The sequence below is a fragment of the Ruminococcus sp. genome (assembly GCF_016283395.1).
The window spans coordinates 17,072-40,724 of record NZ_JAEEMU010000033.1; the positions used below are offsets into that span (position 1 = coordinate 17,072).

Annotated in this window: 17 protein-coding genes and 3 tRNA genes; 7 read left to right on the plus strand and 13 right to left on the minus strand. The window is 41.9% G+C overall.

Features of this window, described 5'->3' with window-relative positions:
• Positions 1–2: 2 nt before the first annotated feature.
• On the minus strand, positions 3–941 hold the full coding sequence (locus tag QZZ41_RS02085) for a carbohydrate ABC transporter permease (protein ID WP_081348161.1): 939 nt from the start codon (positions 939–941) through the stop codon (positions 3–5).
• Positions 942–1,195: 254 nt separating this feature from the next.
• Positions 1,196–4,132: an extracellular solute-binding protein gene (locus QZZ41_RS02090; protein WP_295067443.1), complete on the minus strand. Its 2,937-nt coding sequence runs from the start codon at positions 4,130–4,132 to the stop codon at positions 1,196–1,198.
• A 449-nt stretch (positions 4,133–4,581) separates the two neighbouring features.
• On the opposite strand from QZZ41_RS02090, the gene QZZ41_RS02095 reads away from it, so the two are divergent.
• Both QZZ41_RS02095 and QZZ41_RS02100 read left to right on the plus strand, forming a co-directional pair.
• The gene (locus QZZ41_RS02095; RefSeq protein ID WP_295066530.1) at positions 4,582–5,322 is read left to right on the plus strand and encodes an ABC transporter ATP-binding protein; all 741 of its coding nucleotides are present in this window, start codon (positions 4,582–4,584) and stop codon (positions 5,320–5,322) included.
• Complete coding sequence (locus QZZ41_RS02100) at positions 5,309–6,649, plus strand: ABC transporter permease (protein ID WP_295067446.1); 1,341 nt, start codon at positions 5,309–5,311, stop codon at positions 6,647–6,649. Before QZZ41_RS02095 ends, QZZ41_RS02100 begins: the two co-directional genes overlap by 14 nt.
• Positions 6,650–6,878: 229 nt before the next feature.
• On the opposite strand, the gene deoD is transcribed toward QZZ41_RS02100, so the two are convergent.
• From deoD to QZZ41_RS02140, 8 genes are all read right to left on the minus strand, one after another.
• Positions 6,879–7,589, minus strand: coding sequence for a purine-nucleoside phosphorylase (deoD, locus tag QZZ41_RS02105; protein ID WP_074715824.1), 711 nt, complete (start codon positions 7,587–7,589; stop codon positions 6,879–6,881).
• Positions 7,590–7,662: 73 nt separating this feature from the next.
• On the minus strand, positions 7,663–9,093 hold the full coding sequence (locus QZZ41_RS02110) for a polysaccharide biosynthesis C-terminal domain-containing protein (RefSeq protein ID WP_295067451.1): 1,431 nt from the start codon (positions 9,091–9,093) through the stop codon (positions 7,663–7,665).
• Between the two features lie 111 nt (positions 9,094–9,204).
• Positions 9,205–9,522 (minus strand): DUF2752 domain-containing protein, encoded by a 318-nt coding sequence (locus QZZ41_RS02115; RefSeq protein ID WP_295067454.1) that lies wholly within the window; start codon positions 9,520–9,522, stop codon positions 9,205–9,207.
• Between the two features lie 250 nt (positions 9,523–9,772).
• On the minus strand, positions 9,773–12,160 hold the full coding sequence (locus QZZ41_RS02120; protein WP_295067457.1) for an ABC transporter substrate-binding protein: 2,388 nt from the start codon (positions 12,158–12,160) through the stop codon (positions 9,773–9,775).
• A 59-nt stretch (positions 12,161–12,219) separates the two neighbouring features.
• On the minus strand, positions 12,220–13,359 hold the full coding sequence (locus tag QZZ41_RS02125) for an ABC transporter permease (protein ID WP_295067460.1): 1,140 nt from the start codon (positions 13,357–13,359) through the stop codon (positions 12,220–12,222).
• Positions 13,360–13,372: 13 nt separating this feature from the next.
• Positions 13,373–15,106: an HlyD family efflux transporter periplasmic adaptor subunit gene (locus tag QZZ41_RS02130; RefSeq protein WP_295067462.1), complete on the minus strand. Its 1,734-nt coding sequence runs from the start codon at positions 15,104–15,106 to the stop codon at positions 13,373–13,375.
• A gap of 78 nt (positions 15,107–15,184) precedes the next feature.
• Positions 15,185–16,096, minus strand: a complete 912-nt coding sequence (locus QZZ41_RS02135) for a carbohydrate ABC transporter permease (protein WP_295067465.1) — start codon at positions 16,094–16,096, stop codon at positions 15,185–15,187.
• Positions 16,096–16,983 (minus strand): carbohydrate ABC transporter permease, encoded by an 888-nt coding sequence (locus QZZ41_RS02140; protein ID WP_295067467.1) that lies wholly within the window; start codon positions 16,981–16,983, stop codon positions 16,096–16,098. Before QZZ41_RS02140 ends, QZZ41_RS02135 begins: the two co-directional genes overlap by 1 nt.
• A 782-nt stretch (positions 16,984–17,765) precedes the next feature.
• On the opposite strand from QZZ41_RS02140, the gene QZZ41_RS02145 reads away from it, so the two are divergent.
• From QZZ41_RS02145 to QZZ41_RS02155, 3 genes are all read left to right on the plus strand, one after another.
• A tRNA-Gly gene (locus QZZ41_RS02145) sits at positions 17,766–17,839 on the plus strand.
• Between the two features lie 35 nt (positions 17,840–17,874).
• Positions 17,875–17,951 (plus strand) — tRNA-Arg (locus tag QZZ41_RS02150).
• A 63-nt stretch (positions 17,952–18,014) separates the two neighbouring features.
• A tRNA-His gene (locus tag QZZ41_RS02155) sits at positions 18,015–18,090 on the plus strand.
• A gap of 96 nt (positions 18,091–18,186) precedes the next feature.
• Here the strand turns inward: QZZ41_RS02155 and QZZ41_RS02160 are convergent.
• Together QZZ41_RS02160 and QZZ41_RS02165 are read right to left on the minus strand one after the other, a co-directional pair.
• Positions 18,187–19,566, minus strand: coding sequence for a leucine-rich repeat protein (locus QZZ41_RS02160; protein WP_295067470.1), 1,380 nt, complete (start codon positions 19,564–19,566; stop codon positions 18,187–18,189).
• A gap of 260 nt (positions 19,567–19,826) precedes the next feature.
• Entirely contained in the window at positions 19,827–20,558 is a 732-nt protein-coding gene (locus QZZ41_RS02165) for a glycosyltransferase (protein ID WP_295067473.1), read from the minus strand.
• 349 nt (positions 20,559–20,907) lie between these two features.
• Here QZZ41_RS02165 and QZZ41_RS02170 point away from each other — a divergent pair, with 349 nt between their 5' ends.
• Positions 20,908–21,831, plus strand: coding sequence for a CPBP family intramembrane glutamic endopeptidase (locus QZZ41_RS02170; protein ID WP_295067477.1), 924 nt, complete (start codon positions 20,908–20,910; stop codon positions 21,829–21,831).
• A gap of 3 nt (positions 21,832–21,834) precedes the next feature.
• On the plus strand, positions 21,835–22,230 hold the full coding sequence (locus QZZ41_RS02175; protein WP_295067480.1) for a helix-turn-helix transcriptional regulator: 396 nt from the start codon (positions 21,835–21,837) through the stop codon (positions 22,228–22,230).
• A gap of 375 nt (positions 22,231–22,605) precedes the next feature.
• On the opposite strand, the gene QZZ41_RS02180 is transcribed toward QZZ41_RS02175, so the two are convergent.
• Positions 22,606–23,400, minus strand: coding sequence for an NUDIX domain-containing protein (locus tag QZZ41_RS02180; RefSeq protein ID WP_295067483.1), 795 nt, complete (start codon positions 23,398–23,400; stop codon positions 22,606–22,608).
• Positions 23,401–23,653: the final 253 nt, after the last annotated feature.

Genomic DNA, 23,653 nt, shown 5'->3' on the forward strand with positions numbered 1-23,653 from the left:
CCTCAGTCCATATACTTGCCCAGCACTTTGTTTATGAGCTTGTTGCAGGCGAACATGGCAACAAAAAGCACCATGCATATTGCCGAGGCATAGCCCATTTCAAAACGCTGCCAGCCGTAATCAAATGCGTGTGTCATAATTGTATGAGCCTTATAGTCCGTACTCGGGAAGCCAACAAGGTTCTGTGCAACTGTACCTGCGGTAAACGAGCTTACTATCTGCATTACAGCCGCAAACATGAGCTGAGGTCCCATTGAGGGTATGACTATGTATATGAGCTCCTGCCAGCGTGTGCGTATACCCTCGATAGCACCTGCCTCGTACATAGAGCGGTCTATATTCTGAAAGCCTGCACGGAGCGCAAGGAAGCCTGCTCCGAGAGATATCCACAGCTGTACAACTATGGTAACTCCGAGAACGTATCTTCCGTCCGTGAGCCACTGCACAGGCGAATTGATAATGCCGAGATTTATGAGGAAAGAGTTCACATATCCGTTCATATCGCCGCTGAATATGAGCTGCCACACAGTATAGACATTAGCCATAGACGGAGCATAGAATATGAGCGTGAAAACTGTTTTCAGCTTCGGGTGCATCTCGTTTATGAGCCATGCCAGCAAAAAGCACAGTACATAGCTTATCGGACCTGTAAACAGTGCGAAAACCAGCGTAACTCTTATGGACTTCATGAAAATCTTGTCTGAAAGGAAGAGTGTGGTGAAATTTGAAAGTCCTACAAATTTTGGCGGCTGCACCATATTGAAATCGGTAAAGCCCATAGGCAGCGACATAACTACGGGGATTATAGTAAATATGATAAAGAATATCATAAACGGAGCTATCATGCCATAGCAGGCTTTGTTTTTCTTAACATCGCGCCAGAGCATACTGCGCTTTTCTTTTTTGGTACGTTTTCCGATATTTTCTGCTGAAACAGCCATTTTTCACACTCCTTTCTGTTTAGCCTTTAGCTTATTTTGTAGGGGCGGCGTTTCGTCGCCCATTAAGGGAACGCCTTCACTTGCAAGGCGTTCCCTCTTCAAAAACAGTCCACCGGACTGTTTTTGAATTCACCCTTTGCGAAGCGCCTGTCGTATTCAGGGCTCTGCCCCGAACCCTGCAAGGGCTGTCAGCCCTTGACCTGACCAAAGGAACAAAGTCCCTTTGGAATCCCATTCATGTATTCAGCAAACGTTTAATCCAAACCGAGATTTTTGCGTTTTCGGGTTATTTCCTCGTTGATATCCCTGTTGTACCATATAAGCGTATCACGGGGATTCGCCTTTTCATTGATAGTTTCTCTGAAAGCGTTCATTATATTTCTCGTAACAGCATAGGACGCAGGTATTATCGGTATCTCCTCAAGCTCCTGCTGCTGTGCGCGAAGCCTTGCAAGCTCGTCCTCAGACCATGAGAGCTGTCCTAATGCTTCAACGTTTGCAGTATCGAAACGTCCCATAGTACCGAGAAGTCCCTCTATCTGCGATGCATACTGCACCTGTGTATCCGTATCTGTGAACCACTTGATGAACTTCCATGCATTTTCCTTATTCTTTACCTTTTTAAATATAACAGCTCCTGCACCGTTGGAATTAGCCGCATGAGAGACCGTTCCGTCCGCTCTTACAGTTGCAGGTACGGGACAGAAGTCCCACAGACCGCTTATTTCGGGAGATGCTGCCGTAAGCTGATTGAAAAAGGTGTAATTGGCAATAACTAAGGGATACTCACCTGTTCTGAACCTGCTGAAAGCATCATAGGTCTGCTCGAAGCTGTATTTCGTATAGAAGTCTGTCCACTCCTCAAAGGACTGGACTGCTTCGGTGAAATTGAAGGTAGAAGCTGTCTGCTCCTCATTATAATAGTTAATGCCCTTTTGCAGCATCAGCATTGCAAAGGTATGTCCCGTTTCCGTTGCAGGGGAAATATTATTCGGCGGCAGGACAAGTCCCACCGACATATAATTCCTTTGCAGCGCAGGCAGCATATCTATTAACTTGTCCCATGTCTCAGGCGGAGAGGTATATCCAAGCTCCGTGAGCACATCTTTTCGGTAAAACATCATAGGGAAGCTCTGACTTATGGGCAGTCCGTAGCAGCCGCCGTTGAAGCTGTACTGCGTCATGGCATTTTTCTGGAAACGCTGCTTTACATCCTCATAGTCGTCAAACTGCGTTATATCCACCAGCATATCACGCGCGGCAAGGTTTACGGGGAACTCTCCCCCGAGGAAAAGTGCCACATCAGGACCTTTTCCTGCAAGCGAAGCCTCGACCACGCCGCCTGTCACAAGATTTACCGAGACAGGTATGCCTGTTTCCTGCGTGAACTGATTTTCTGTCATTTCCTTGACTACCTGAGCCTGATCTCGTCCAAGTGATACCCACACCTCTATTGTGTCCTCTCCCGTAACATCGGAAAGAGTGGTGTAGTCCTCAAAGAAAGAGCCGATAAAGGCATCAAAGCCGAATTTCAGTGACTTGCCAAGCTTTTCTTCACAGCTTGTAAAACTGCGGTCAGCGGTTGCGAATTCGATATAGTCCACTTCAAGGGGCTGGTCGCGGTTATCCCTCATCCACGCCGACAGTGAAGTTACGCTGTCCTTTATCTGTGAAAGATATGACGGTATCTTCAGCGGCTTATCAACGCATTTATCCAGTATTACCGCCATATTTTCCAGTGCAGCCGCCTCAGAGCCGCTTGACTCAGAAAGCTTTTCTATACCTTTCTGCACGTCTTTGAGTTCCGCGGAAATGCTCCTGAATTTATCCACTAATTCGGGTATCTTCTCGTGTACGTAATAGTCCGTGTACTTATCGGGAGTCGGACCTGTTATCATCAATACCTTTCTGTAATAGGTATTGAGCTCGTTCACATCGGCTTCAAGCCTGCGCAGATACTCGCTGATATCGCTGGGCACAGCTTCAAGGGTGATAGTATGGTCTTTACCGCCCTCAAGCCATACAAAGATATTGTCTCCCTCACTTTTTGGGCTTACCACCGACCAGTCCGTATCGTAGCGGAACTTCACGCTGTCAAGCTCGCTGCAAGGTACTTCGCCGTCAATGTAAATTCGTCTTGCCGAGCAGAAGCCGCGAATCTGATCCTGCCGAGCCTTTATGCCTATCTTATACCAGCCGCCGCTGCAGACCTTGTCGGCAGGTATATCCCATGCAGCCGACTGCAATGCCTTTCGCCAGCTGCCGCTGCCTATGGTATTGTATACTACCTTGCACGGGTCTGAAGGCGAAGCAAGATAGCTTGTATTGTCATATGTGGGATAGAGAGTCGGGTCTGACTTGTATACAGCCTTTTCTCCCTCTATCTTAAAGCTTGTGGACGGAGTACTCTCGGGAGTTACGTTCGCTCCCACAGAGGCTTTATACTCACTGTAGGACGGCAGCTTTTCGGGATTTCTGAAACAAAGGCTCTCGATAGCAAGCTTTGCGCGTTCCGAACTCAGTTTAAGAGTATGCTCACCTTTTTCAAGTGCGAAGAACAGCGGTTCGCTGAAAAGTCCGTTCCTGTCGCCGAAAAAGCACTTCTGCCACATCTCTGTCTGCACCTGTGTCGGTCTTACCTGATTTCCGCGGCTGTCGGTGTAAATATCCTTTTCGTTTACCCAGACCTGACTGAGATAAAGGCTTGAAGCCGTATCGTAGGGTATCTCGCCGTCTATCTCCACTTTCAGCTCTATCGAGGAGCTGCTTGATATCATGGGGCAGTAGCTTGCTTCAAGGCAGTACACTCCGCTTTCAGCCACCTCGAAATCATAGGTCACCTCGCCCGACAGGCTGTTCCATAATAATGTATCTTTACGGGTATCGCCACTGCTGTCGGTGAAGCTGCCTGCGGAGATATCTCCGTTCTCAGCGGAAACAAAGCTGCTTCCTTTTATAAATATCTCATCATCGGGACGGACATCAGCGGAGTGAAGATCGTAGTATTCGCTGAATGTGGTCATATTCATGTCCTTATCATCTATGTGATAATAGTCCTCAGCCATTGCCGCAGCCGTAGCCGCTGACGGCTCATTTGCCTCCGCAGCCGCTTTCAGTACACCCACAGAGCTTCCCGCAGCAAAAATACAAGTCAGAAAAGCCGCTGCCGCAGCTCTGAAAGCTCTCTTCATCCGCTATTCACCGCCTTTCACTCAAAAACTGACAAATAAAAAAGCGCAAGCTCCCCGCGTCGGGAATTATGCGCACGGACAACACTTACCAAGTCTGACAAAATTGCATATATCTATCAAAATCAGTATAACAAATTTATCGTATAATGTCAAGAAACCCCTTCCGCCCGTATAAATAATAATATTTTTTACCATGAGTATTTTAGCTAAATTATCGAAATCTATAATGATATTGCATAAACGGCACGTATAGAAACTGTAAGCTGTTACAATAAACTTTGCCTCATTGTTTTAATTTAATGCCTAAATTTTACTATTATTAAAAAACTGTAAAATCTTATCGACATTCTACTTTTTGTATTGACATTTGAGGCTATTTATGGTATGATACAAGTGTAGAAGAAGTAACAGTTTCACTACTTGACTCCATTTAATAAGGAGAGATATTCTTGGCAAATGTTCTTGAAGTAAAAGGACTGTCAAAGCAGTACACCAAAGTCCTTGCTGTTGACAAGATATCCTTTGAAATAGGCGAAGGTGAGATATTTGCTCTCATCGGACCTAACGGCGCAGGCAAGACTACTACTATAAGAATGATTTCAACACTGCTGAAGCCTACCGACGGTGACGCTGTCGTAGCAGGACACAGCATTATAAAAGCTCCTGAAAAGGTCAGGGAATGTATCACTTACCTCCCCGACGAAGCAGGTGCATATAAACAGATGACAGGTATTAAGTACCTGATATTTATGGCAGGTCTTTTCACGAGCGATATCGACGGGATAAATTCCTGTGTTGAACGTGCAAAGAATATCTGCGGACTCGGCGACAGGCTCAACGATAAGATCGGAAGCTACAGCCGAGGAATGATACGCAAGCTTCTACTGGCAAGGGCTGTAATGACAAAGCCCAAGCTTGCCATACTTGACGAGCCTACAAGCGGTCTTGACGTACTAAACGCTATCGAGATACGCAAGATGATAAAAAAGCTCGCCGAGGAAGAAGGAATGTCCTTCCTTCTCTCATCACACAATATGCTCGAGATCGAATTTGTTTCCGACCGCGTGGGTATAGTCTCAAAGGGACATCTCATGGTAACAGGCCGTACAGACGAACTCAAGGAACGCTATAACGCTCCTAACCTCGAGGAAGTATTTGAAAGGGTGGTGAATGAGAATGAAGTTCATTAACCTCCTGAAAAAAGAGCTTTCAGAGCTCATAAACGCTCAGATGATATTCTCTTTGATATTCTCGCTGGCAATATTCATGATAATGGGTAACGTCATGCAGTCGGTAACACAAGAGATAGCTGAGGACGCGGTCAATCCAAAGATCAATATCTGTGACCTTGATGATACGAACTACACAAAGTCTATGATAGAGTCTTTCAAAGAGAAAGGTTCAAATGTCACTATCGTATCAGTCACAAATGATGATTATGCAGCTGCATTGAAAGGCAGCGATATAAAAAGCTTTGTAGTTATCCCGAAAGGCTTTACCGATGAACTAAAAAACGGCAAAAAGCCCTCGGTGATATCTGTAAATAAAATAAAGTCTGCTTCAACATTCAGCAGCTTTACAGGCGGCACAGATGGTACGACTTCTCTTATAAATTCGTATATCTCCTATGAGCTTGCAGATCAGCAGGGCGTTTCGGAAGAAAACCTCAAGATCATCGAAGCACCGCTCAGTGTTGAAGATCACACAGTTGTAGCCGACAAATCGGCAAAGGTATCAAGCAGCACTATACTCGGTAAGATATCAACACAGAATATGATACTTCCTATCATCGTTCTCGTGCTCCTGATGCTTACTTCACAGTCGCTCATCGCTTCGATATCAAATGAAAAGATAGACAAGACCCTCGAAACTCTCCTTTCCACCCCTGTAACACGAGGATCTGTTATAACAGCCAAAATGCTTGCAGCAGCAATAGTTGCTCTCATAAACGCAGGCGTAATGATGTTTGGCTTCTCAACATACACCAAAGGAATGACAAGTGCTGTAACAAGCGATCTGGGAATAACGCAGGCAGTTACCAAGACCTTATCCGCAGATGAAGCTTTCAGACAGCTGGGACTCAACCTTTCCGCTATGGATTATGCAATGGTAGGAGTTCAGCTCTTCCTTACAATTATGATATGCCTTGCAATATCAATTATCCTCGGCGCACTTGTCAACGACTCAAAGTCGGCACAGACAATGCTCCTGCCGATAATGATGATGGTAATGATACCGTGGCTCATATCTGTATTCACAGATGTGAACGCACTTCCATTAGCCGCAAAGCTTATCGTGTATGCGATACCTTTTACTCACACATTTACCTCGATACCAAACCTTATGTTCGGAAACACAACAGAGTTCTGGCTTGGTTTAGGCTATCAGTTCGTAATATTCCTTATCGTGATGTTCTTTGCATTAAAGCTTTTCAAATCAGACAAGATACTCACGATATCTCTGAACTTCGGTCAGAAGTCCAGATTTAAAAAATCAAGAAAAACCACCGAGGATTGAGCCTCTTCCCTTTCCCCATGAAAAGACGCAGCTGTTTCGTTAGCACCGAAACCGCTGCGTTTTTTTACGTATTTTTCCGTATAAAGTAAAAAGCTATGCACGAAGCATAGCCAAGAAAAATGAAATGAATAAATATAGAAGGGGAATTGGGGGATTACTTAATCCACTAATAATATACCAATCCAACCTTAAAATAATCTTAAAGTTATCTTAAATTTACCTAAATTTTTTATTTAAGGGAATAAGCTGTTTCAAGAGCTATCTCCATCATGTCACGGAAGGTGGTCTGTCTCTCCTCAGCAGTTGTGGAAAGTCCTTTCAGCGGACAATCAGACACCGTAAGTATACACAGTGCGTTCTTCCCTGCTCTTGCAGCGTTCATATAAAGTGCAGCTGCTTCCATTTCTATGGCAAGCACATTCATTTTCTGCCAGTCGGCAAGGCTGTCTGCATCATCGTAGAATGTATCGCTTGAAAGTATATTTCCCACATGGAAGCTGCTTCCCTTAGCCTCAGCTGCCTTTACAGCCGCTGAAAGCAGGCTCCATGAAGCTGTTGGTGCATAAGTGCCCGGAAGTCTGTACTGTGAAGCATAAGCGGAATTGGTGCTTGCACTCATTCCTATAACTACGTCACGAAGCTGAACACTGTCTGCAACAGCTCCTGCTGTACCTACTCTGATTATATTCTCAACGCCGTACTCGTTGAAAAGCTCCCATGAATAGATACCTATAGACGGCATACCCATGCCGCTGCCCTGTACGGATACGGGAACGCCCTTGTAAGTACCCGTATATCCAAGCATACCTCTTACCTCGTTATAGCAGACGGGGTTCTCAAGGTAATTCTCGGCGATGAATTTTGCTCTCAGAGGATCTCCGGGCATGAGAACAGTTTTAGCGATATCGCCTTTCTTTGCATTATTGTGTGGTGTCGGCATATTTATAGCCCTCCTTCATTTTAATACATTCTTATATAAACAAGGAACGCCTGAGACAGCGTTCCTTGTTTTTTCAGCTTCTCTTGAGAAGCTTGTTTACTGTGATAAGCAGCGACTTGTAATTCATAGCTGCCACAGCTGCGGCAAAAACAAGCGCACCGAATATATAGTACTTGACCTCTGTCATCATTACAGCACACATGAGAAGAAGCAATGCTGTATTTGCAAGATTCTTGACTCCGTTAAAACGGAACGGTACATAATATCTTGCATCTATTATACGTGCCCAGAAGCAGATAAGATAGCTGAGCAGAGTTGCTATAGCCGCACCGTTTATGCCCCATATGGGTATGAGGAAGTAGTTCATTGGGATATTTACGATGCAGGCTGCAAGAGCCGTATAACATGAGTTTTTCGGGTGCTTCGTAGCTGAGTATATACTGCCGAGGAACTGATTAAGGCTCATAAACAGTACTGCTACGATCAGAATAGGCGTATAGAGGTATACCGTTGAATACTCCGAATATGTGCTCGATACCATAAATATGGACGTTACAGGCTTTATAAGGAGGAGAAGTCCTGCGGACGCAATGAAAAGCATTGCCTCATATGCGGAATATACCTTTTCGTAGAACTTGTTTCTGTCTGCGGAGGAATTCTCGTTTATGGCAGACATACTCCATGCCTGATAGAAAATAGTCGATACCATTGAGATGAGATTAGGTATTACGTTTGCGCAGTCGTAGATACCAACAGCTGATTTTCCCAGTTCATGGTAATCGCTGTGCATCTTATTGATGAAAAGTCTGTCTGAAAGGCTTGTTATAGTCCACATTACTATTGTCGGGATAAACGGACCTGCAAACCTTAGCATCTCTCCTGCAAGCTCCTTATTGAAGTAGCGTATGCCTGTGTATTTCTTCAGATTTGCGGCAGAATAGAGGAATACTACCGAGCAAAGGTCTGAGAGTATAGTTGCAAGCATAAAGCCCTTTACGCCCCAGTGCAGTATAGAAATGAATATAACATTGAATATAAGCAGCGTAAGCACCGCAAAGATACCGTCTATGGAAAAAAGCTTTACCTTATCAAGTGCGCGGACGAACTGCTGACACAGCATACGGAAAGACGATGTTATAACGTATACTATAAGCAGCAGCGAATACCCCTTAACAAAGTCCAGCGCAGGAACTGCGGCAAGCAGCGGCATTGCTATCGCCATAAGCAGCATTCCTGCCGTAGTCATTCCAGCAGATGTATTGAACACCTGACGTTTGTCATATTCCTTGTCAAGTCCGAAACGGATAAGATACTCCTGCAAAGCAAAAGTGAAGATTGGCTGCAAAAACAGAGCCATTGTGACGAGGAGTCCCTTTATTCCGAGGTTGTGAGAGCTTAAATTGGCTGTATAAAGACGATTAAGCAGTAAAACAAGTATTTTTGAGCCAAAAGTACCTATAGCAAAAATACCCGTATTAAAGACCAGTTTTTTATATTTGTTCATTTCTAACACTCCGAAAAAATAGTATGTTATTATTATATCATACATATTTTAATAAATCAACGTCCGTACAAAAAAGATTTTCCTGACTATCTGGCTAAAAATTCCTTTTTATTAAAGAGGCGGTGCAAGTACATCAAAGAAATTCCTTATAATATAGAAAACAAGGAACACCGCCAATACCGTCCACCATATCCACTTATTCCGCGGAAGCAGCTTTACCCTTTTGTTCCATATGCCTATGACGTTCTCTGCATAGAGCAGCAACACCGTCAAAGCAAGAAAGGGTATGGCAGGGTTGCATCTTACTGCGCGCCACAGCTGACCGTGCAGAAGCGCAGTAACGCTCCTTGTATTGCCGCAGCCCGTACACCATAGCCCCGTATACTTATGTATTTTACATTCAGGCAGTAAATGTGCTGAATGTATCAACTGATCTCTGAAAAAATATATCAATACAACAGCGCACGGAAATAAAAACGCTGTAATTACTCTGAAACGCTTGCTCATATTGCTCCCTTACCATTTTATTTTGTAAAAACAAGTATAGCATTTTTGTTTTTTATTGTCAACACAAAGGAAAAGGCTCTGCCGCATAAAGCAGCAGAGCCAAAAATTAAGGAGGTTGTATTTATATACGAAAATATCTGAATATCATTTTTACGCGCCGATAATAATCCTATCAGCTCTGCTCACTTACAAGAAGTGATATACGGTTCTGAAGGAGATCGATTATCTCATCAGCCTTCTTTTCGCCATTGATATAAGCCATTATTTCTTCATAAATGATCATTGAAACATCAGGATCCACAGAACCGTTTATCTTTGTTGTGTTAAGGATATAATCAACAATGAAATCCTTTTCCTTCTCATTAAGAGGATCTATCTTTGTTTGCTTGCCATTTGAATAGATCGTAAGATCCTGTTCAACCATCTTGCCGTTCTCGTCCTTGTAAGTAGGCTTCTTCATGCTCTTTTCTGCTGCTTTATCAAATGCAGACTTGAGTGATGAGAAACCGCCCATACCGTACGACTCATCATCTTCATCAGGTTCTTCAAAGAATGTCTTGAAGAATTCCCAGCACTCGTCCTTATTCTCGGATTTTACAGAAATACCTATGCTCTGATTGATTGATAATACACCGCCTCTTCCGTCTGAGGAAGGAAATCCGACAAATGAGATATTGTTTTCAAAATTGCCCCTGAGCTCCTGTGTATAGCTTTCAAAATCATATATATACATCATTTCAAGAAGTGCCTTATTATTCTTGACATCTTCACCACCGTAATAATTTTCTTCATCTTCATCTTCAAGATCCTTTGATGCCGGGAACTTATCTATGAATGAAAGAAGCTTTCTGAACTCAGGAGTATCAAAGCTGCAGGTACCCTTATCGTAATCAATAGCATCTGCGATCATAGCAGTTGTCATATCGAGCATAGATTCCTTAGTATCAGATCCAATAAGTTTCATACCATCAGGAAGCTTATCGTATGCTTCTATCATTTCGTCTATAGTCCAGTTTTCCTTATCACAGTTTGACTTCTTTGCAGCTAACGTGTTTACCGTGAAAGATGGTGAGAGATAATAGAGCTTTCCATTTTTCTCACAAGCCTGAAGAACATTAGGCAGGATCTTGTCCTTGCTAAGATCAGGATCCTTATCCATATACTCATAAAGGTCTACAAAGAGTCCCTTATTGTAAAGGCTGTCGAAAAGTCCTGTATCATATGAAACTATAATGTCAGGTGCATTTCCGGCTCCGATATCCTTTTTGAGCTGTGTAATGCCCATATTGTTTACGCTAACCTGTCCGTTTTCTCCTATATCATAATCATCATACTTGCTGTAGTCTTGAACCTTAAATCTTACACCGTCATGTGACTTGTTGAAAGCAGTTACCTTAGAATTTACCTGCCAGTCGTCATAAAGTGTGGCAATTGTAATGACTTTGACATTTTCAAGCTCTGAAGCGTCACGCTTTGTAAGCTTGTAAAAACCGTTTCCTGAATCTGACATATATTCGCTGTAATAAATGACATACTCGTCGTTTCCTACAGGGATAAATGAACTTACATATCCTGAACCCATGTCAGAATCCACCCAGTTGATGATCTCTGTAGCCTTGCCGTCTTTATCAATGCCTGAGATTCCCTTATCTGTCGACATAAAATACTTATACTCATCATTTCCAACGAATAATCCGTTTATGTCTTCATAGCCAAGATCAGTAAAATCCATTCCAGAGTCTACTTTTTCAAAGCTGTCTGCATTGAGGAACAGAGCATTGCTTCCCTTGCTTGTACCGCCCATAACTGCAATCGTATCTTTGTCTACATTCATAAATCTGCTGATCCAGTTAAAGTCGTCTAACTTGATCTCCTGATCGAAGCTTCCGTCAGAGTTCAGCGCAACATATGACTGATCCATATCACCGTATATTGTAAGTATTGCCTTTCCGCCGTTGCACGGACAGAATTCTCCTATGCTAAGTCCGCCTTCCTCTCTGGTGTAATCCTCAAGTCCCTTGATATCATTTTCAGCGAGTACCTTTCCTTCAAGGTCAACAGTATATAGCTTGTATGTATACTTAATATTTTTACGAAGTGCATCAAAGTCAAATTTGTCAGGATCAAAGTTAGGATCATCATAGTTTGGCTTTTCCATGTCACCGTAATCAGTGAATGTAGCCATTACAACAATGTTTCCGTCAGGAGCAAGATCTGCAATAGTGCTTACATCTTCATCTTCCTTTATTCCGAGATCAATTTTGACCTCCTCAAAAGTAGTCATTGCAGCATCTGCAATATAGAATGATGGTGTAGTGCTTTCATAGTTCTTTGTGTTTATGAAAACACGTCCGTCATCAAGCTTTGCCATACTGCTGACATTATCACACTCAATTCCTGTGTCGAGCATTTCAGCGCGGTAAGAAGCAGCCATTAACTGCTGAGATGTCTTTTTCTCGTCTTTAGCTTCTGCCTTCTTACCGCATGAAACTGCTGAACCTGCTATTATTGCAAGTGCTGCGGATAATGCTGTGATGCGTTTAGAAAAATTCTTTTCCATAATATTTCCTCATTTCAGATTTTTATAAAACTTTCTTTTGTTTGCCTCTGCTTTACGCTTCAGCTTTCTTTTTCTGTGGTCTGAGCCGCTTTTTTGGAGAACTTCTTTTTAAATTCGCTCCACTTTACTGACATATTATCAGCCAAAGCTTTTTTCAGACCTGCTTTTTTTCTATTATATAACATGACAGCCTTTATAAGAAGTACTGCCAATGTTATAATCGGTATTATAAGGAGGAGTCTGCGCGCTCCGTAAATGAATGACAGTTTGAGGTCGGTTATTCTCGAAGCATTCTCCCAGTAAGGGTAAATAATGTCTTCCCTGACCACAACATTGTCCTCTATTTTTTTCAGTGCTTTGATCCTTTTACTTGGTTCAAAGCGATCTGCATTATTAACTATTTTTATCTTGCCCTTATATAATTGTGCACATTTATCATTTACGACATTGTATGTAAAATTATCAACAGGCTCGGGAGATATACACTCATAGCAGGTAACTCTGTTAAGTTCCTGGCTGATTCCCTGTCCGAAAAAATCATCTCCGCCGCCGAAAACCATTTTAGCCGCATCATATGAGATATAAGCTTTGGGAGTTTCGCCTGCACAGTTTTTCTCCGCTTTTGTTTTGGGGAAGTCGATAACTCCCGAAATGAACAGTCTAACATTATTTATGTATAGGTTCTTGCCTGCGATATCATCAGAACCGTACAACGAAAATGCTACCTGACGATCTACAACAACTCCTGTTTTCATAAGGTCATCATCTTCAAAGAATGCTCCTGTGAGAAGATCGAAATCTCTGAAAAAGAAGAACTTTCCGCCAACAGCCGTTATATCCGCTTCCGTAGTTCCGAGGTCATCACCGCTTATTATAGCTTTGCCCACGGGATTGCTGTAAGCATACGGGACAAGTGTCTTTCCTTCCTCAGGTTCTATCGAAGCCTCTTTAAGCTTTGAATAAAACTCAGCTTTCATGCTTTCGACACTCTTCAGATCAAAGCCTGACTCCTTGCCAAAGAAACAGCTTACCTGTCCGAAATCTTTCTTGCTCTCGTTTTTCCAGCGTTCAGCCGCATAATTGTATTTCTGAGCCTTCGCCGCGGAGCTTCCGACTGCTGTGAGTATTATCATACCCACTACGGCAGCGGCATTTACCGCAGCTATTATCTTATGTCTCAGTTTGAACTTTGATTTCATAAGGTCCACCACCTTATTTATCCTTCATGCGTATCTGATCGCCTGCCCTGATAGGCTTGCTGGCTGCGGTTATTACATAGTCATCTCTGCTTACACCGCCTGAAACAGCACATGAAGTAGCGTCCTTAGCCTCTACATTTACATTGACCTTCTCAACGTAGTAGCGATTTCCGAGAGGTGTATTCTTTGTACGAACTTTATATAAATACGCGTCTGCGCCGTTATCGGATTTAACTGCACTTCTCGGAACTATCGCATCATATGTTCCTGTACCCAGCGGTATTGAAAGTGTCAGCTCTTCGCCTGCTTCAACATCACCTGTTACAGCAAATACGAGCTCCTTGTTCTTTGAATTTGTTGAATCGTTCTTTATATCGGTAAGAACAGCCTCTATATCATCACCGTAGTTATTGAGTATATCAGCTGACATTCCCTTCTTGATCTTCTTGAGATTTTGATTTTCAACGGATATCTTTACTGTAAAGCCGTCCTCAACAAGGTCGATAACTGCAAGCGGGTCGCCTTCTGTAGTTGTTGCATCAGGCTGAACGTTTATGGAATTAACAACGCCCGAGTACTTAGACTTGACCTCGGAAGCCTTGCTTTCCTTCTTCATCTTGTCAACTTTTTCCTGAAGCTTTTCAATATTCTTTTTCTTTGCAGCAAAATCAAGATCGTTCTTCTTGTCTGTTATAGAATCTTTTTTCTTTTCAGCATCAAGTGCAATGATAAGCTTTTCAAGTGAATTCTGCTTTTCAATTACAGCATCTGCCAGCGTCTCATATGATGAAGTTCCCTTTTCGCCGTATTCAGCTTCATAATCAGCTGTCTTTCTTTTAAGATCAGCTATAGGCTCTTCCATATCATTAATGCGTGCATTAAGATCGCTGCGTACTGAGTTCTTCTTGTCATTGTAAGCGCGTTCTGCTTCTTCTCTTGCAGCCTGCTTTGCATCACGCTCAGCCTTTGCGATATCAAGATTTGCACCCTCACTTCCGAGAAGTGTCTGATATGTTTCTGCTGCTTCCTTGTATTCAGAATCAGCAAACTCAAAATCACTGTACAGTAAAGGGAGCTCGCCGACATACTCATAAGGTGCTTCATCATAAGAATTCATGCTTATATACTTGACTGCTGTCATAAGCTTTTCCTGCTCGGCTGTGAGCTTTTCAAGCTCCGCCTTGTTTGAGCTGTATTCTGATTTTGCATAGGAAGCATTTGCTTCGTTTGCTCTTGCAGCATCGCGCTTTGCTATAGCTGCATTAAGTTCCTCACGGGCAGCCTTGATCTCCTGATTTTTATCGGAATAATCCACAGGGTCTACAAGAAGAGCTGTTTCATATTCAAGCTTTGCCTTGTCGAGTTCAGCTTCTGCTTCTTCAAGCTTATCATTAGAAACAGTATTTATAGTAAAGAGGACATCGCCTTTCTGGACTTCCTGTCCCTTTTTAATATGTATCTTCTCAACGACTCTGTTTCCCTCAACGGTAACGTTATAAGACTGATTAGCTTCTACCGTGCCGCTTTTTTCTATACGCTCGGTAAGCTTTCCCGAGGTAACACTCTCTGTTGATATCTCAGCCAGAGACTTGTTCATTATCGTATTTGAGAAGAAAGTAAGAACAAGCATTATCGCAAGAAAAATGATAATGATCGTCTTTATGATATCTCTTCTTTTTTCGGGCGACATTTTTTCTTTTTCATCGCCCAAAAGCTTTATATCCTTAACTTCTTTTGTCTCATTCATATTATTACTCCTTCTGAGAGAATAGCTTTGACAACTGTTCTTAATATATTATTGTGTACTTTTCAACTTTTTCTCAACTCAGCCCTTTATTCCTCCCGAATAGGTTATACCCTCAACAAGGTAATCCTCTCCGTAAAGGAACATCAGTATGGTAGGTATCATGTACACTGTTCCTACAGCAAAGGCAAGTCCAATATCTCCTGTATTTATCTGTGACAGGAATACCGAAAGCGGATGATAGGTGCTTTCCTTCATAAGTACAAGAGGCTGTTCCACCATGTTCCAGTAATCAATGAATACAAGCATTGCTATGGAAGCTATCGCGCCCTTGCAAAGCGGTACATATATCTTTGTGAGTATCTTGAACTCGCCTGCACCGTCAAGCTTTGCAGCCTCAACATACGAAATAGGTATACGTCTCATTACCTTTGTCAGCAGGAATATGCTGAACGGCGAGAATATAGCAGGAAGTATGATAGCCTTTCTCGTTTCCAGCATACCGAACTTATCCGCTACGAGGAAATTAGGTACAAGAGTTACCTGATACGGCATTATCATAAGGATTATGTATGCAAAAAAGATAATGCCCTTGAACTTGTTCGGATATCTTGAAAATCCATATGAAGTAAGTATGGCAACAATCATCTGAAATACTGTTATCGGTACTGTAAGTATAACGGAATTCCAGAACTTGATAAGATAATCCGAATTCTGTATCAATACTGCTTTATACTGATCAAAAGTAACTTTATCAGGTATGAGTTTCAGATTAACATTACTTGATATGAATGTTTTTTGCTTGTCAGTCATATTTGAGAACATCGCGCCGTAATTCGCCGTTATCTCATTTGAAGTCATAAATGAATTTGCGATAGTCACCACTGTCGGGAAAAGGAACAATACTGCAACCAACAGTATAAAGAGGAAAACTATTATATCGAACATCTTTCCCCGCTTTTTCTTATCGGGTATCGGTAATCTGAGCCCCATCAGTTCTCCACATCCTTTCCGAAGATATTCTCCGCGATGAGGAGTATAGCCATGACGACTATCATAACGATCGCAAAAAGTACTGCCGCTGCTGAAAGCTTCTGATAATCCAGACTGTTGAAGGTATTATTCATAAAGTGCTGGAGCATATAAAGCTTATCCTGCGGATAATTGCCTGTAAGCAGGTATACCTCTCTGAAAATCTTGAATGAATTTATCATTGAAAGGATAAGTACGAAAAGTATTGTCGGCGAAAGATATCTCAGCTTGATATGTACTAATTTGTAGAGACTGCTTGCACCTTCAAGGTCAGCGACCTCTATTATATCACGAGGTATAGCGCAAAGTGCTGACATGAACAGTATCATATTATATCCAAGGTTTTTCCAAAGGAACATACATATGATGATGACCTGTCCGTACGGAGACTTTATCCAGTCTATACCGTGTCCGCCAAATTTCTCTATTATCTGATTGATAGTACCGTGATTATGGAAAAGCACCTGCCATACAAGAACTACCGATGCCGTTGGTACCATGAGCGGACTCAGGAAAAATGTTCTGAATATACTTTTTCCCGGGATCTTTCTCTCAAGAAGCATCGCAAGCCCAAGAGAAAGTATCACCGAAAGCGGAACTGCAACAAGTGAAAAGAACGCTGTATTCTTTACCGCCTTTGTGAAAGCAACATTGTGGAAAAGCTTGGTGTAATTTTCAAGCCCTACAAACTCTTTCAGTACCGGGTTGTTGATTAGAGAATAGTATATTACTATGCAGAACGGAACAATGAAGAATACCAATACTCCGAGAAGGCTCGGCATAATACAGACGTTGCTGAAAATGCGCTCGCCCCTTCTTCCGCACTGATTTTTTGTTTTATTTTTCATTTGAATACAACCTCACAAAAAATCTTTTGTTCTGAATCATCTTTTGCCGTCATTTTCCAGACCTCTGTATAATTAGTGTATCCAAAGACCGAAAAAGACGATGAAAAGATATATTTTTTTGTTTTAACATAATTAAAACGATATTATATTTATGTTACCCCTCCGTTTCTAAAAATACTCCCCAAGCATGATCCCTATATCATACTCCGCATTTTCAGTCCTGTTGTCTGAAAAAATACTCTTGCATATAATAAACAAATGAAATAGCAAATTTTGTGCATTGATACAAAAATTTTTTCAATCCCGACAAAAACAAAACCGAAACAATATCTCTCAATTATCTATAATATAACATTGACAAAGGTTTGTCAAGTTTATAGTAAGACTTTTTTCTCTTTCATAGACAAAATCTTAATCTTTTTCAAGACATTGCTGTTTCTGCCCAAAAATTTTGTAACATTATTATAACACATTTTTTCTGTTTTCTTGAGTATGTTACCATTGTACAACATCTGCATGACATTAACGTGACTTTTAAATTACAAAATCGTCACTTTTCTGTTTTTTCCGATCTGTACTCAAACTCCCTATTATATAAGACGCATATTATGCCCGTTTTGTGACAAATTTCTTCTTATTTTTAAAGCGCAGGACATTTAATCAGCATTTTGTCACCTGAACATCTTAACGAATAAAAAAAATTAGTCAATATGACTTTTTTTTGATTATGCTATTGACATTACGCTTATAATGTGGTAGAATATTTTCTGTTGAAACGCCGTGCGGGTGTAGTTCAATGGTAGAATGTCAGCCTTCCAAGCTGAACACGTGGGTTCGATTCCCATCACCCGCTCCATTTATTTAGCAGCTATGGCTGCTAATCTTTTCTATGCGCCTTTAACTCAGCTGGATAGAGTAACTGCCTTCTAAGCAGTAAGCCGCTGGTTCGAATCCAGCAAGGCGCGCCAAACCGAAACTCTCCGTTACTTGACTCCATCTAATGGAGAGCTTCGTTTTTATTTATTGAATATGGTGGGTGTAGCTTAGCTGGTTAAAGCGTCGGATTGTGGTCCCGAAGACCGTGGGTTCGAATCCCATCTCCCACCCTCATGAAATAGGCACTTTCGAGAAATCGGAAGTGCTTTTTTCGTTGTTTTCCTAATACTTTCCTAATAAAAAAGCCCCTTTAAAAGGGGCTTTTGATTATTTTCTTCTCTTCTTGAATGATACGAATGCAAGTGCTGATGCAACTAAACCTGCTGAAACAAGTCCTGCGCTGCCTTTATCTCCTGTCTGAGGAGAATTGCTTTTTGCAGTAGCAGCTTTTGTTGTTGTCGTAGCTTTTGCAGTAGTTTTAGTGGCTTGCTGAGTAGTTTCCGCATCAAGCGCAACAAATTTGATATTATTATCTTTAGCGTGTTTTTCAGCTTCTGAACCCTTATATCCATAGATAGTCAGGTTAGTACAGCCCGAAAATGCACTTTCATGGATATATGATACGTTTTTGGGAATGACTACTTTAGTTAGATCAGTGCAGTCCTTAAAAGCATTATCCAAAATATCAGTAACATTATCAGGAACGGTTATTGAGGTCAGACCTGTACAGCCTTCAAAAGTTTCCAGACCAACTGCGAGCAGACTGCTTGGAAGGGTTACTGAAGTCAAGCCTGTACAGCCTTTTAAAGTTCCATAAGCAAAATATTTGATACCTTCGGGAAGTTTTACAGAGGTAAGCCCTGTACAGTCCTCGAAGATATAATGTCCCATTTCCAAAACAGTGTCAGGGATAGTTACCTCGGTCAAACCGCTGCAGCCTGAAAAAGCATCATTTTCAATTAAATCAACACTGTCGGGGATAGCTACAGATGTCATACCTGTACAACCTGCAAAAGCTTTGCCGCTGATACACTTGATACCATCAGGGATAACGATTGCTGTGTTTTCAGGCATTGTTCCCTTATATTTAAATAAGGTCTTTCCGAGGATTATCATTCCGTCAGGCTGATCGTCGTACCACTTTGTATTTTCAAATGCATTATGCATAACATACTCCAGTCCGTCAGGAATATTTATCGACTCTAATGCAGTACAGTTTTTAAATGCTTCATAATCAATGTACTTAATACTTTCAGGCAGAGTAACTGATTTTAAGTTGGTGCAATCCATGAAAAGGCTGTGTGATATCTCTTCAACGCCCTCGGGAATGGTTATGGACGTTAAACCCGTACATTTCTCAAAAGCTGACATTGCAATTGATTTGATACCGTCGGGGATAGTGACCGAAGTTACATCAGCACGATTATAGAATGCATTGCCTGATATTCCTGTAACTTTTTTGCCGTTGATCTCAGAAGGGATAACAACTTCTGTGGCAGTACCTGTATACCTGCCGATATAGGTATCACCATGTTCTGTTACTTTATACTCAAATGATGTGTTTTCGTCAACTTCATAGGTGCCTCGTTCAACGATGTTAACTGCTGTAATTGCTGAGCATCGGTCTTTAACGGTGTTATTTAACATACAACATGAACCAACGATCGCAAGTGACATAATAAATGGTATTGCTTTTTTCATTTTCATAACTTTGCTCCTTATCGTTTTATTTGGTTTCATTCCTTAATACTTCTATGAATTCTGCATCAGGATCAAAAGAGGGATATTTGATACAGTACAGTTATCCATATATTTATTAGACGATATAAATAGAGAAAACTACGCGCTATCCATATTATATACTGCACTATCACCCGAAGTCAAGCAGGAATATGTTAACAATTTCCCAAGATAACGGGGAATTGCCGTATCATTCTATTAATATAAATACTGAGCCAAATCGGTATTCAGCGCACATCATAATAAAAGCTATCCGCAGCCTGACGGTCTTTTCCGCTAAAAATACGTTTCGTCAGTTTACGGTTCTTTATAAGATACCAGTCACCGAATTCATCAAATTTTCGCGAAGAAGTCATGATATATGATCGTTTCAGTGTTCCGTATTTCTTGCCTCTCTGTTTGCCCAGTTTCTTTAAGCGAACAGCGAAATCCATATCCTCAAGACTTACCAGACTCTCGTCAAATCCGTTTACAGCTTCAAAGTCATGCTTGTAGAACCAGAACATAGCACCGCTTAAAAATCCGCCGTTTTTTATCATAACAGGCAGAAGCTTCAAAAGGACATACATTGACGAAACAGCTATACCCCAGGACATTCTCTCAAATTTCGGATTAGTGCCGCCGCCGATATATTTTCCGCTTTCAAGTCGTTCTCTTATTTCAACAAAGGAATATTTTGTCATAAGACTGTCTGCGTCGATCGTTACCACTATCTCCCCTTTTGTAGCCTTAACACCTGTATTCCTGATAGCAGCGATACATTTGTCATCATTTATAATCACTTTCGCACCGTAGTGTTTTGCAATCGCACAGGTCCTATCGGTACATCTGTTTGCCACCACAATTATTTCAACTCTTTCAGGTTTAACATATTTAGATGCACTGATAACAGCACGAAGACATCTGCCAATATACTTTTCTTCATTATGAGCAGGAATAACAACAGAAAATTTTATCATATCCAAGGCACCCCCCTAATCTCCGATTTGTCATATTAACATTTTTGACATTAACATTATACAATGCTCGGCTGCCAAAAGTCAAGTAAAAATATATGAACAAGCCCGCACAGCATGGACTTTCTGTATTGTTTTTTCGCAGCAGACATGATATAATGTATTTAGAAACACTTTAAGAGCACATTTTAGAATTTGGCTATTTATAGCCAATGCAACGGCAGTTAACACGATTGTTAATCCCCGTTGACGGATTTCCAAGGGCAGTTGGTAGACTTCTCCGAGCTGAAATGATACTATGGATTCATCAGGAAAACACTATCGCCAAGCGATAGAACAGGAGGAATCTATTATGAAAAGTATCATCAAAAAAATCAGTCCGTTCAACAACAGAACGGATATGCCGACTGCAATGCTCGTAATAAAAATAATGTTGTCGTTCATTTTGTGCTATTGGGCAGGCTTGCTTCTTGCTGAGGGACTTATTATAGGCGTGATGTTCGCCTGCGGAAAAAACTTCATGCAGGGCGAAATGTTCAGCGACACTATCATGGATCTGCTCAAATACTATGGCATGATAGTTATTATAGGAGTAAGCGTCCTCTACTGGAAGCTTATAGGAAAAAGAAAACTCTCAGAAATGGGAGTGACAAAACATATCAGCGGCTGGTTTATGGGTGCTCTGATCGGCGCAGGACTGCTGACTGTCTGCGTTGCTTCGGTCACTCTCACTGGCAGTATCAGATTTGAGGGTGTGTTCAGTAACCCCGACATCTCCATGATATTGCTTATGCTTTGCGGATTTGTCATTCAGGGAGCTGCCGAAGAGTTCCTTTGCCGAGGGCTCGTTCTCTGCTCGCTCAAGGACAAAGTGCCGCTTCCCGTCGCTGTTGCAGTCAGCACACTGACATTCATTTATCCGCATTGGAGTACGCTTAGTGTATTTGAGCCGCAGTACGTTTTCTCGGGACTGCTGTGCTTAGTCGTTATCTCATGCGTATTTTCATTCATTACGCTCCGCACCAAGAGCATATGGTCAGCCTGCGGACTTCATTCTGTGTGGAATTTTTGTCTGAGCTGTGTTCTCGGACTCAACCTCAGCGGCAGCGAGGGAGCTTCAACTGCACTCATAAACATGAAAAGCATTGGCAGCAATCTCCTCAACGGCGGCAAATACGGCATAGAAGCAAGCATTATAGCCGATATAGTGATATCTGCGGCAGCTGTACTGCTGTGGCTCATGTATAAAAAGAATAATACAGAAAGGCAGGCGTGAAATATGGAGTTCAATAATAAACTTTATGAACTGCGCAAGCAGAAAGGCTTATCTCAGGAGGAGCTTGCTAACCGTCTTAACGTATCAAGACAGACTGTTTCAAAGTGGGAGGTCGGCGACTCCACCCCCGATATGGAAAAGCTTATCGCCATGAGCGACCTGTTCGGCATATCACTGGACGAACTGATACTTAACAAAACTCCAGAACCTGCGCAAACTGTTCAAGCTCCTGCTCAGTCTGAGCTTTACAAAGATATCAAAGAAAAAGTACTGACCGATGAAAATAAGAAAAAAGCGAAAAAAGGCGCAAAAATAGCACTTATAATCTTAGGAGCTATCCTTGCAATTGATGTAATATCCTTTGCTGTCTATGTCGCTATCAACGGATTTCCCAAATAAAAACACCTGCTCAACTGTGATACTCATTATAGAAGTTTATAAAATTATAAGGGACGCCTTCTCTTGCAAGGCACCCTAATCGGGTCCGTCCTCTCTGTCGCGTTGCGACATCTCCCCACCCTGTGGGGAGTCACCCTCTTCCGAAAACAATTCACTGAATTGTTTTCGGAATTCACCCTTGCGATGCGCCTTCGTATTATTTCGCTGTTCTATGAAAACTTTGAACAGCGACCAAAGGCTTTGCCTCTGGACTCCACCAAAGGAACACAGTCCCTTTGGAATCCCGTTCATACTCTCAACAAGTTTTTTTGTGAATCATAACTTAAATAATCAATTAGCCCCGAAGCAGTTCAAATGCATCGGGGCTTGTTCATTTTATTCATTTTCGATAAGCTTCTTTGTGAACAGTTTGGACGGACGATGACCTGCTCCGCCCTCAATATCTCCTGTCTCCTCGACATAGGGAGCTATTTTTCGTCTGAAATTCGCCATTAACAGCTTTTTGTCAAGTATAGCTTCATATATCTGCTGCAAATCAGTGAGCGTGAATTTCTCGGGCAGCAGTCTGAAAGCCGCATAGGGCTTCTCAAGGCTGCTTCTCAGCTTTAACAGCGCATTTACGATTATCTCGGCATGGTCGAACGCAAGGCTGTTCTTAGGTATTTCAGCTTCTGCGGACTGATTATACAGCTCATTTGTATTATTTATCCTTACCTCAGAAACGTATTCCCTGCCGTCATCGCCTGTAAGAACAAGAGTATGTCTGCCCTCAGACTCTTTCAGCGATACCTCATACCACTCCGCATTCTTTTCTATTGCAGTCTTTGTGTAGTCTATGACAGTCCAGTAGCAGCATGAGATTATCCAGCCTCTCGGGTCTCTGCCATATCTCGAAAGATTGCAAAGCAGCGACAGCGGCGGACAGTCCACGCCTGTTTTCTCTTTGAGCTTGCGGAATGCAGTCTCCTCTATAGTCTCCTGACGGCAGCAAAATCCGCCCGGAAGTGAAAGCATTTTGTCAAAGGGCTCTTCCGTACGCTTTATAAGAAGTACCGAAAGCACAGGCTTTGAAAGGTGTCTGTAGCTTTCGCTGCTGCTCTTGCGGACGGTAAATACCACAATATCCGCAGCCACAGACGGTCTGTCATATTTTGTTATATCGTAATCCATAATAGCCTCCAGCGATAATATCTAATTAATAATAACACATATCATGCTCCCCTGTCAATATGCAGCTTCGCTTTGTACACTCTGCACATAGATAATATCGTTCTGATAATAACTGCTTGTTGTAAACAGAGAAACCGCATCATAATCATTGACAAATCAAGTTGTTAATGCTATTATGATAGTAACAAAAGGATATTAATTCAAACATCTTTTATTTTTAAGCTTTGATAATATCATTTTGATTATAACGTAA

Excerpts from the sequence above, each read along its gene's own strand:
- QZZ41_RS02180 (WP_295067483.1), bottom strand. The coding sequence starts at position 23,400 with ATGGATTACGATATAACAAAATATGACAGACCGTCTGTGGCTGCGGAT.
- QZZ41_RS02170 (WP_295067477.1), top strand. The coding sequence starts at position 20,908 with ATGAAAAGTATCATCAAAAAAATCAGTCCGTTCAACAACAGAACGGAT.
- QZZ41_RS02100 (WP_295067446.1), top strand. The coding sequence starts at position 5,309 with ATGAAGTTCATTAACCTCCTGAAAAAAGAGCTTTCAGAGCTCATAAAC.
- QZZ41_RS02085 (WP_081348161.1), bottom strand. The coding sequence starts at position 941 with ATGGCTGTTTCAGCAGAAAATATCGGAAAACGTACCAAAAAAGAAAAG.
- QZZ41_RS02110 (WP_295067451.1), bottom strand. The coding sequence starts at position 9,093 with ATGAACAAATATAAAAAACTGGTCTTTAATACGGGTATTTTTGCTATA.
- QZZ41_RS02120 (WP_295067457.1), bottom strand. The coding sequence starts at position 12,160 with ATGGAAAAGAATTTTTCTAAACGCATCACAGCATTATCCGCAGCACTT.
- QZZ41_RS02160 (WP_295067470.1), bottom strand. The coding sequence starts at position 19,566 with ATGAAAATGAAAAAAGCAATACCATTTATTATGTCACTTGCGATCGTT.
- deoD (WP_074715824.1), bottom strand. The coding sequence starts at position 7,589 with ATGCCGACACCACACAATAATGCAAAGAAAGGCGATATCGCTAAAACT.
- QZZ41_RS02130 (WP_295067462.1), bottom strand. The coding sequence starts at position 15,106 with ATGAATGAGACAAAAGAAGTTAAGGATATAAAGCTTTTGGGCGATGAA.
- QZZ41_RS02140 (WP_295067467.1), bottom strand. The coding sequence starts at position 16,983 with ATGAAAAATAAAACAAAAAATCAGTGCGGAAGAAGGGGCGAGCGCATT.
- QZZ41_RS02175 (WP_295067480.1), top strand. The coding sequence starts at position 21,835 with ATGGAGTTCAATAATAAACTTTATGAACTGCGCAAGCAGAAAGGCTTA.
- QZZ41_RS02135 (WP_295067465.1), bottom strand. The coding sequence starts at position 16,096 with ATGGGGCTCAGATTACCGATACCCGATAAGAAAAAGCGGGGAAAGATG.
- QZZ41_RS02165 (WP_295067473.1), bottom strand. The coding sequence starts at position 20,558 with ATGATAAAATTTTCTGTTGTTATTCCTGCTCATAATGAAGAAAAGTAT.
- QZZ41_RS02090 (WP_295067443.1), bottom strand. The coding sequence starts at position 4,132 with ATGAAGAGAGCTTTCAGAGCTGCGGCAGCGGCTTTTCTGACTTGTATT.
- QZZ41_RS02125 (WP_295067460.1), bottom strand. The coding sequence starts at position 13,359 with ATGAAATCAAAGTTCAAACTGAGACATAAGATAATAGCTGCGGTAAAT.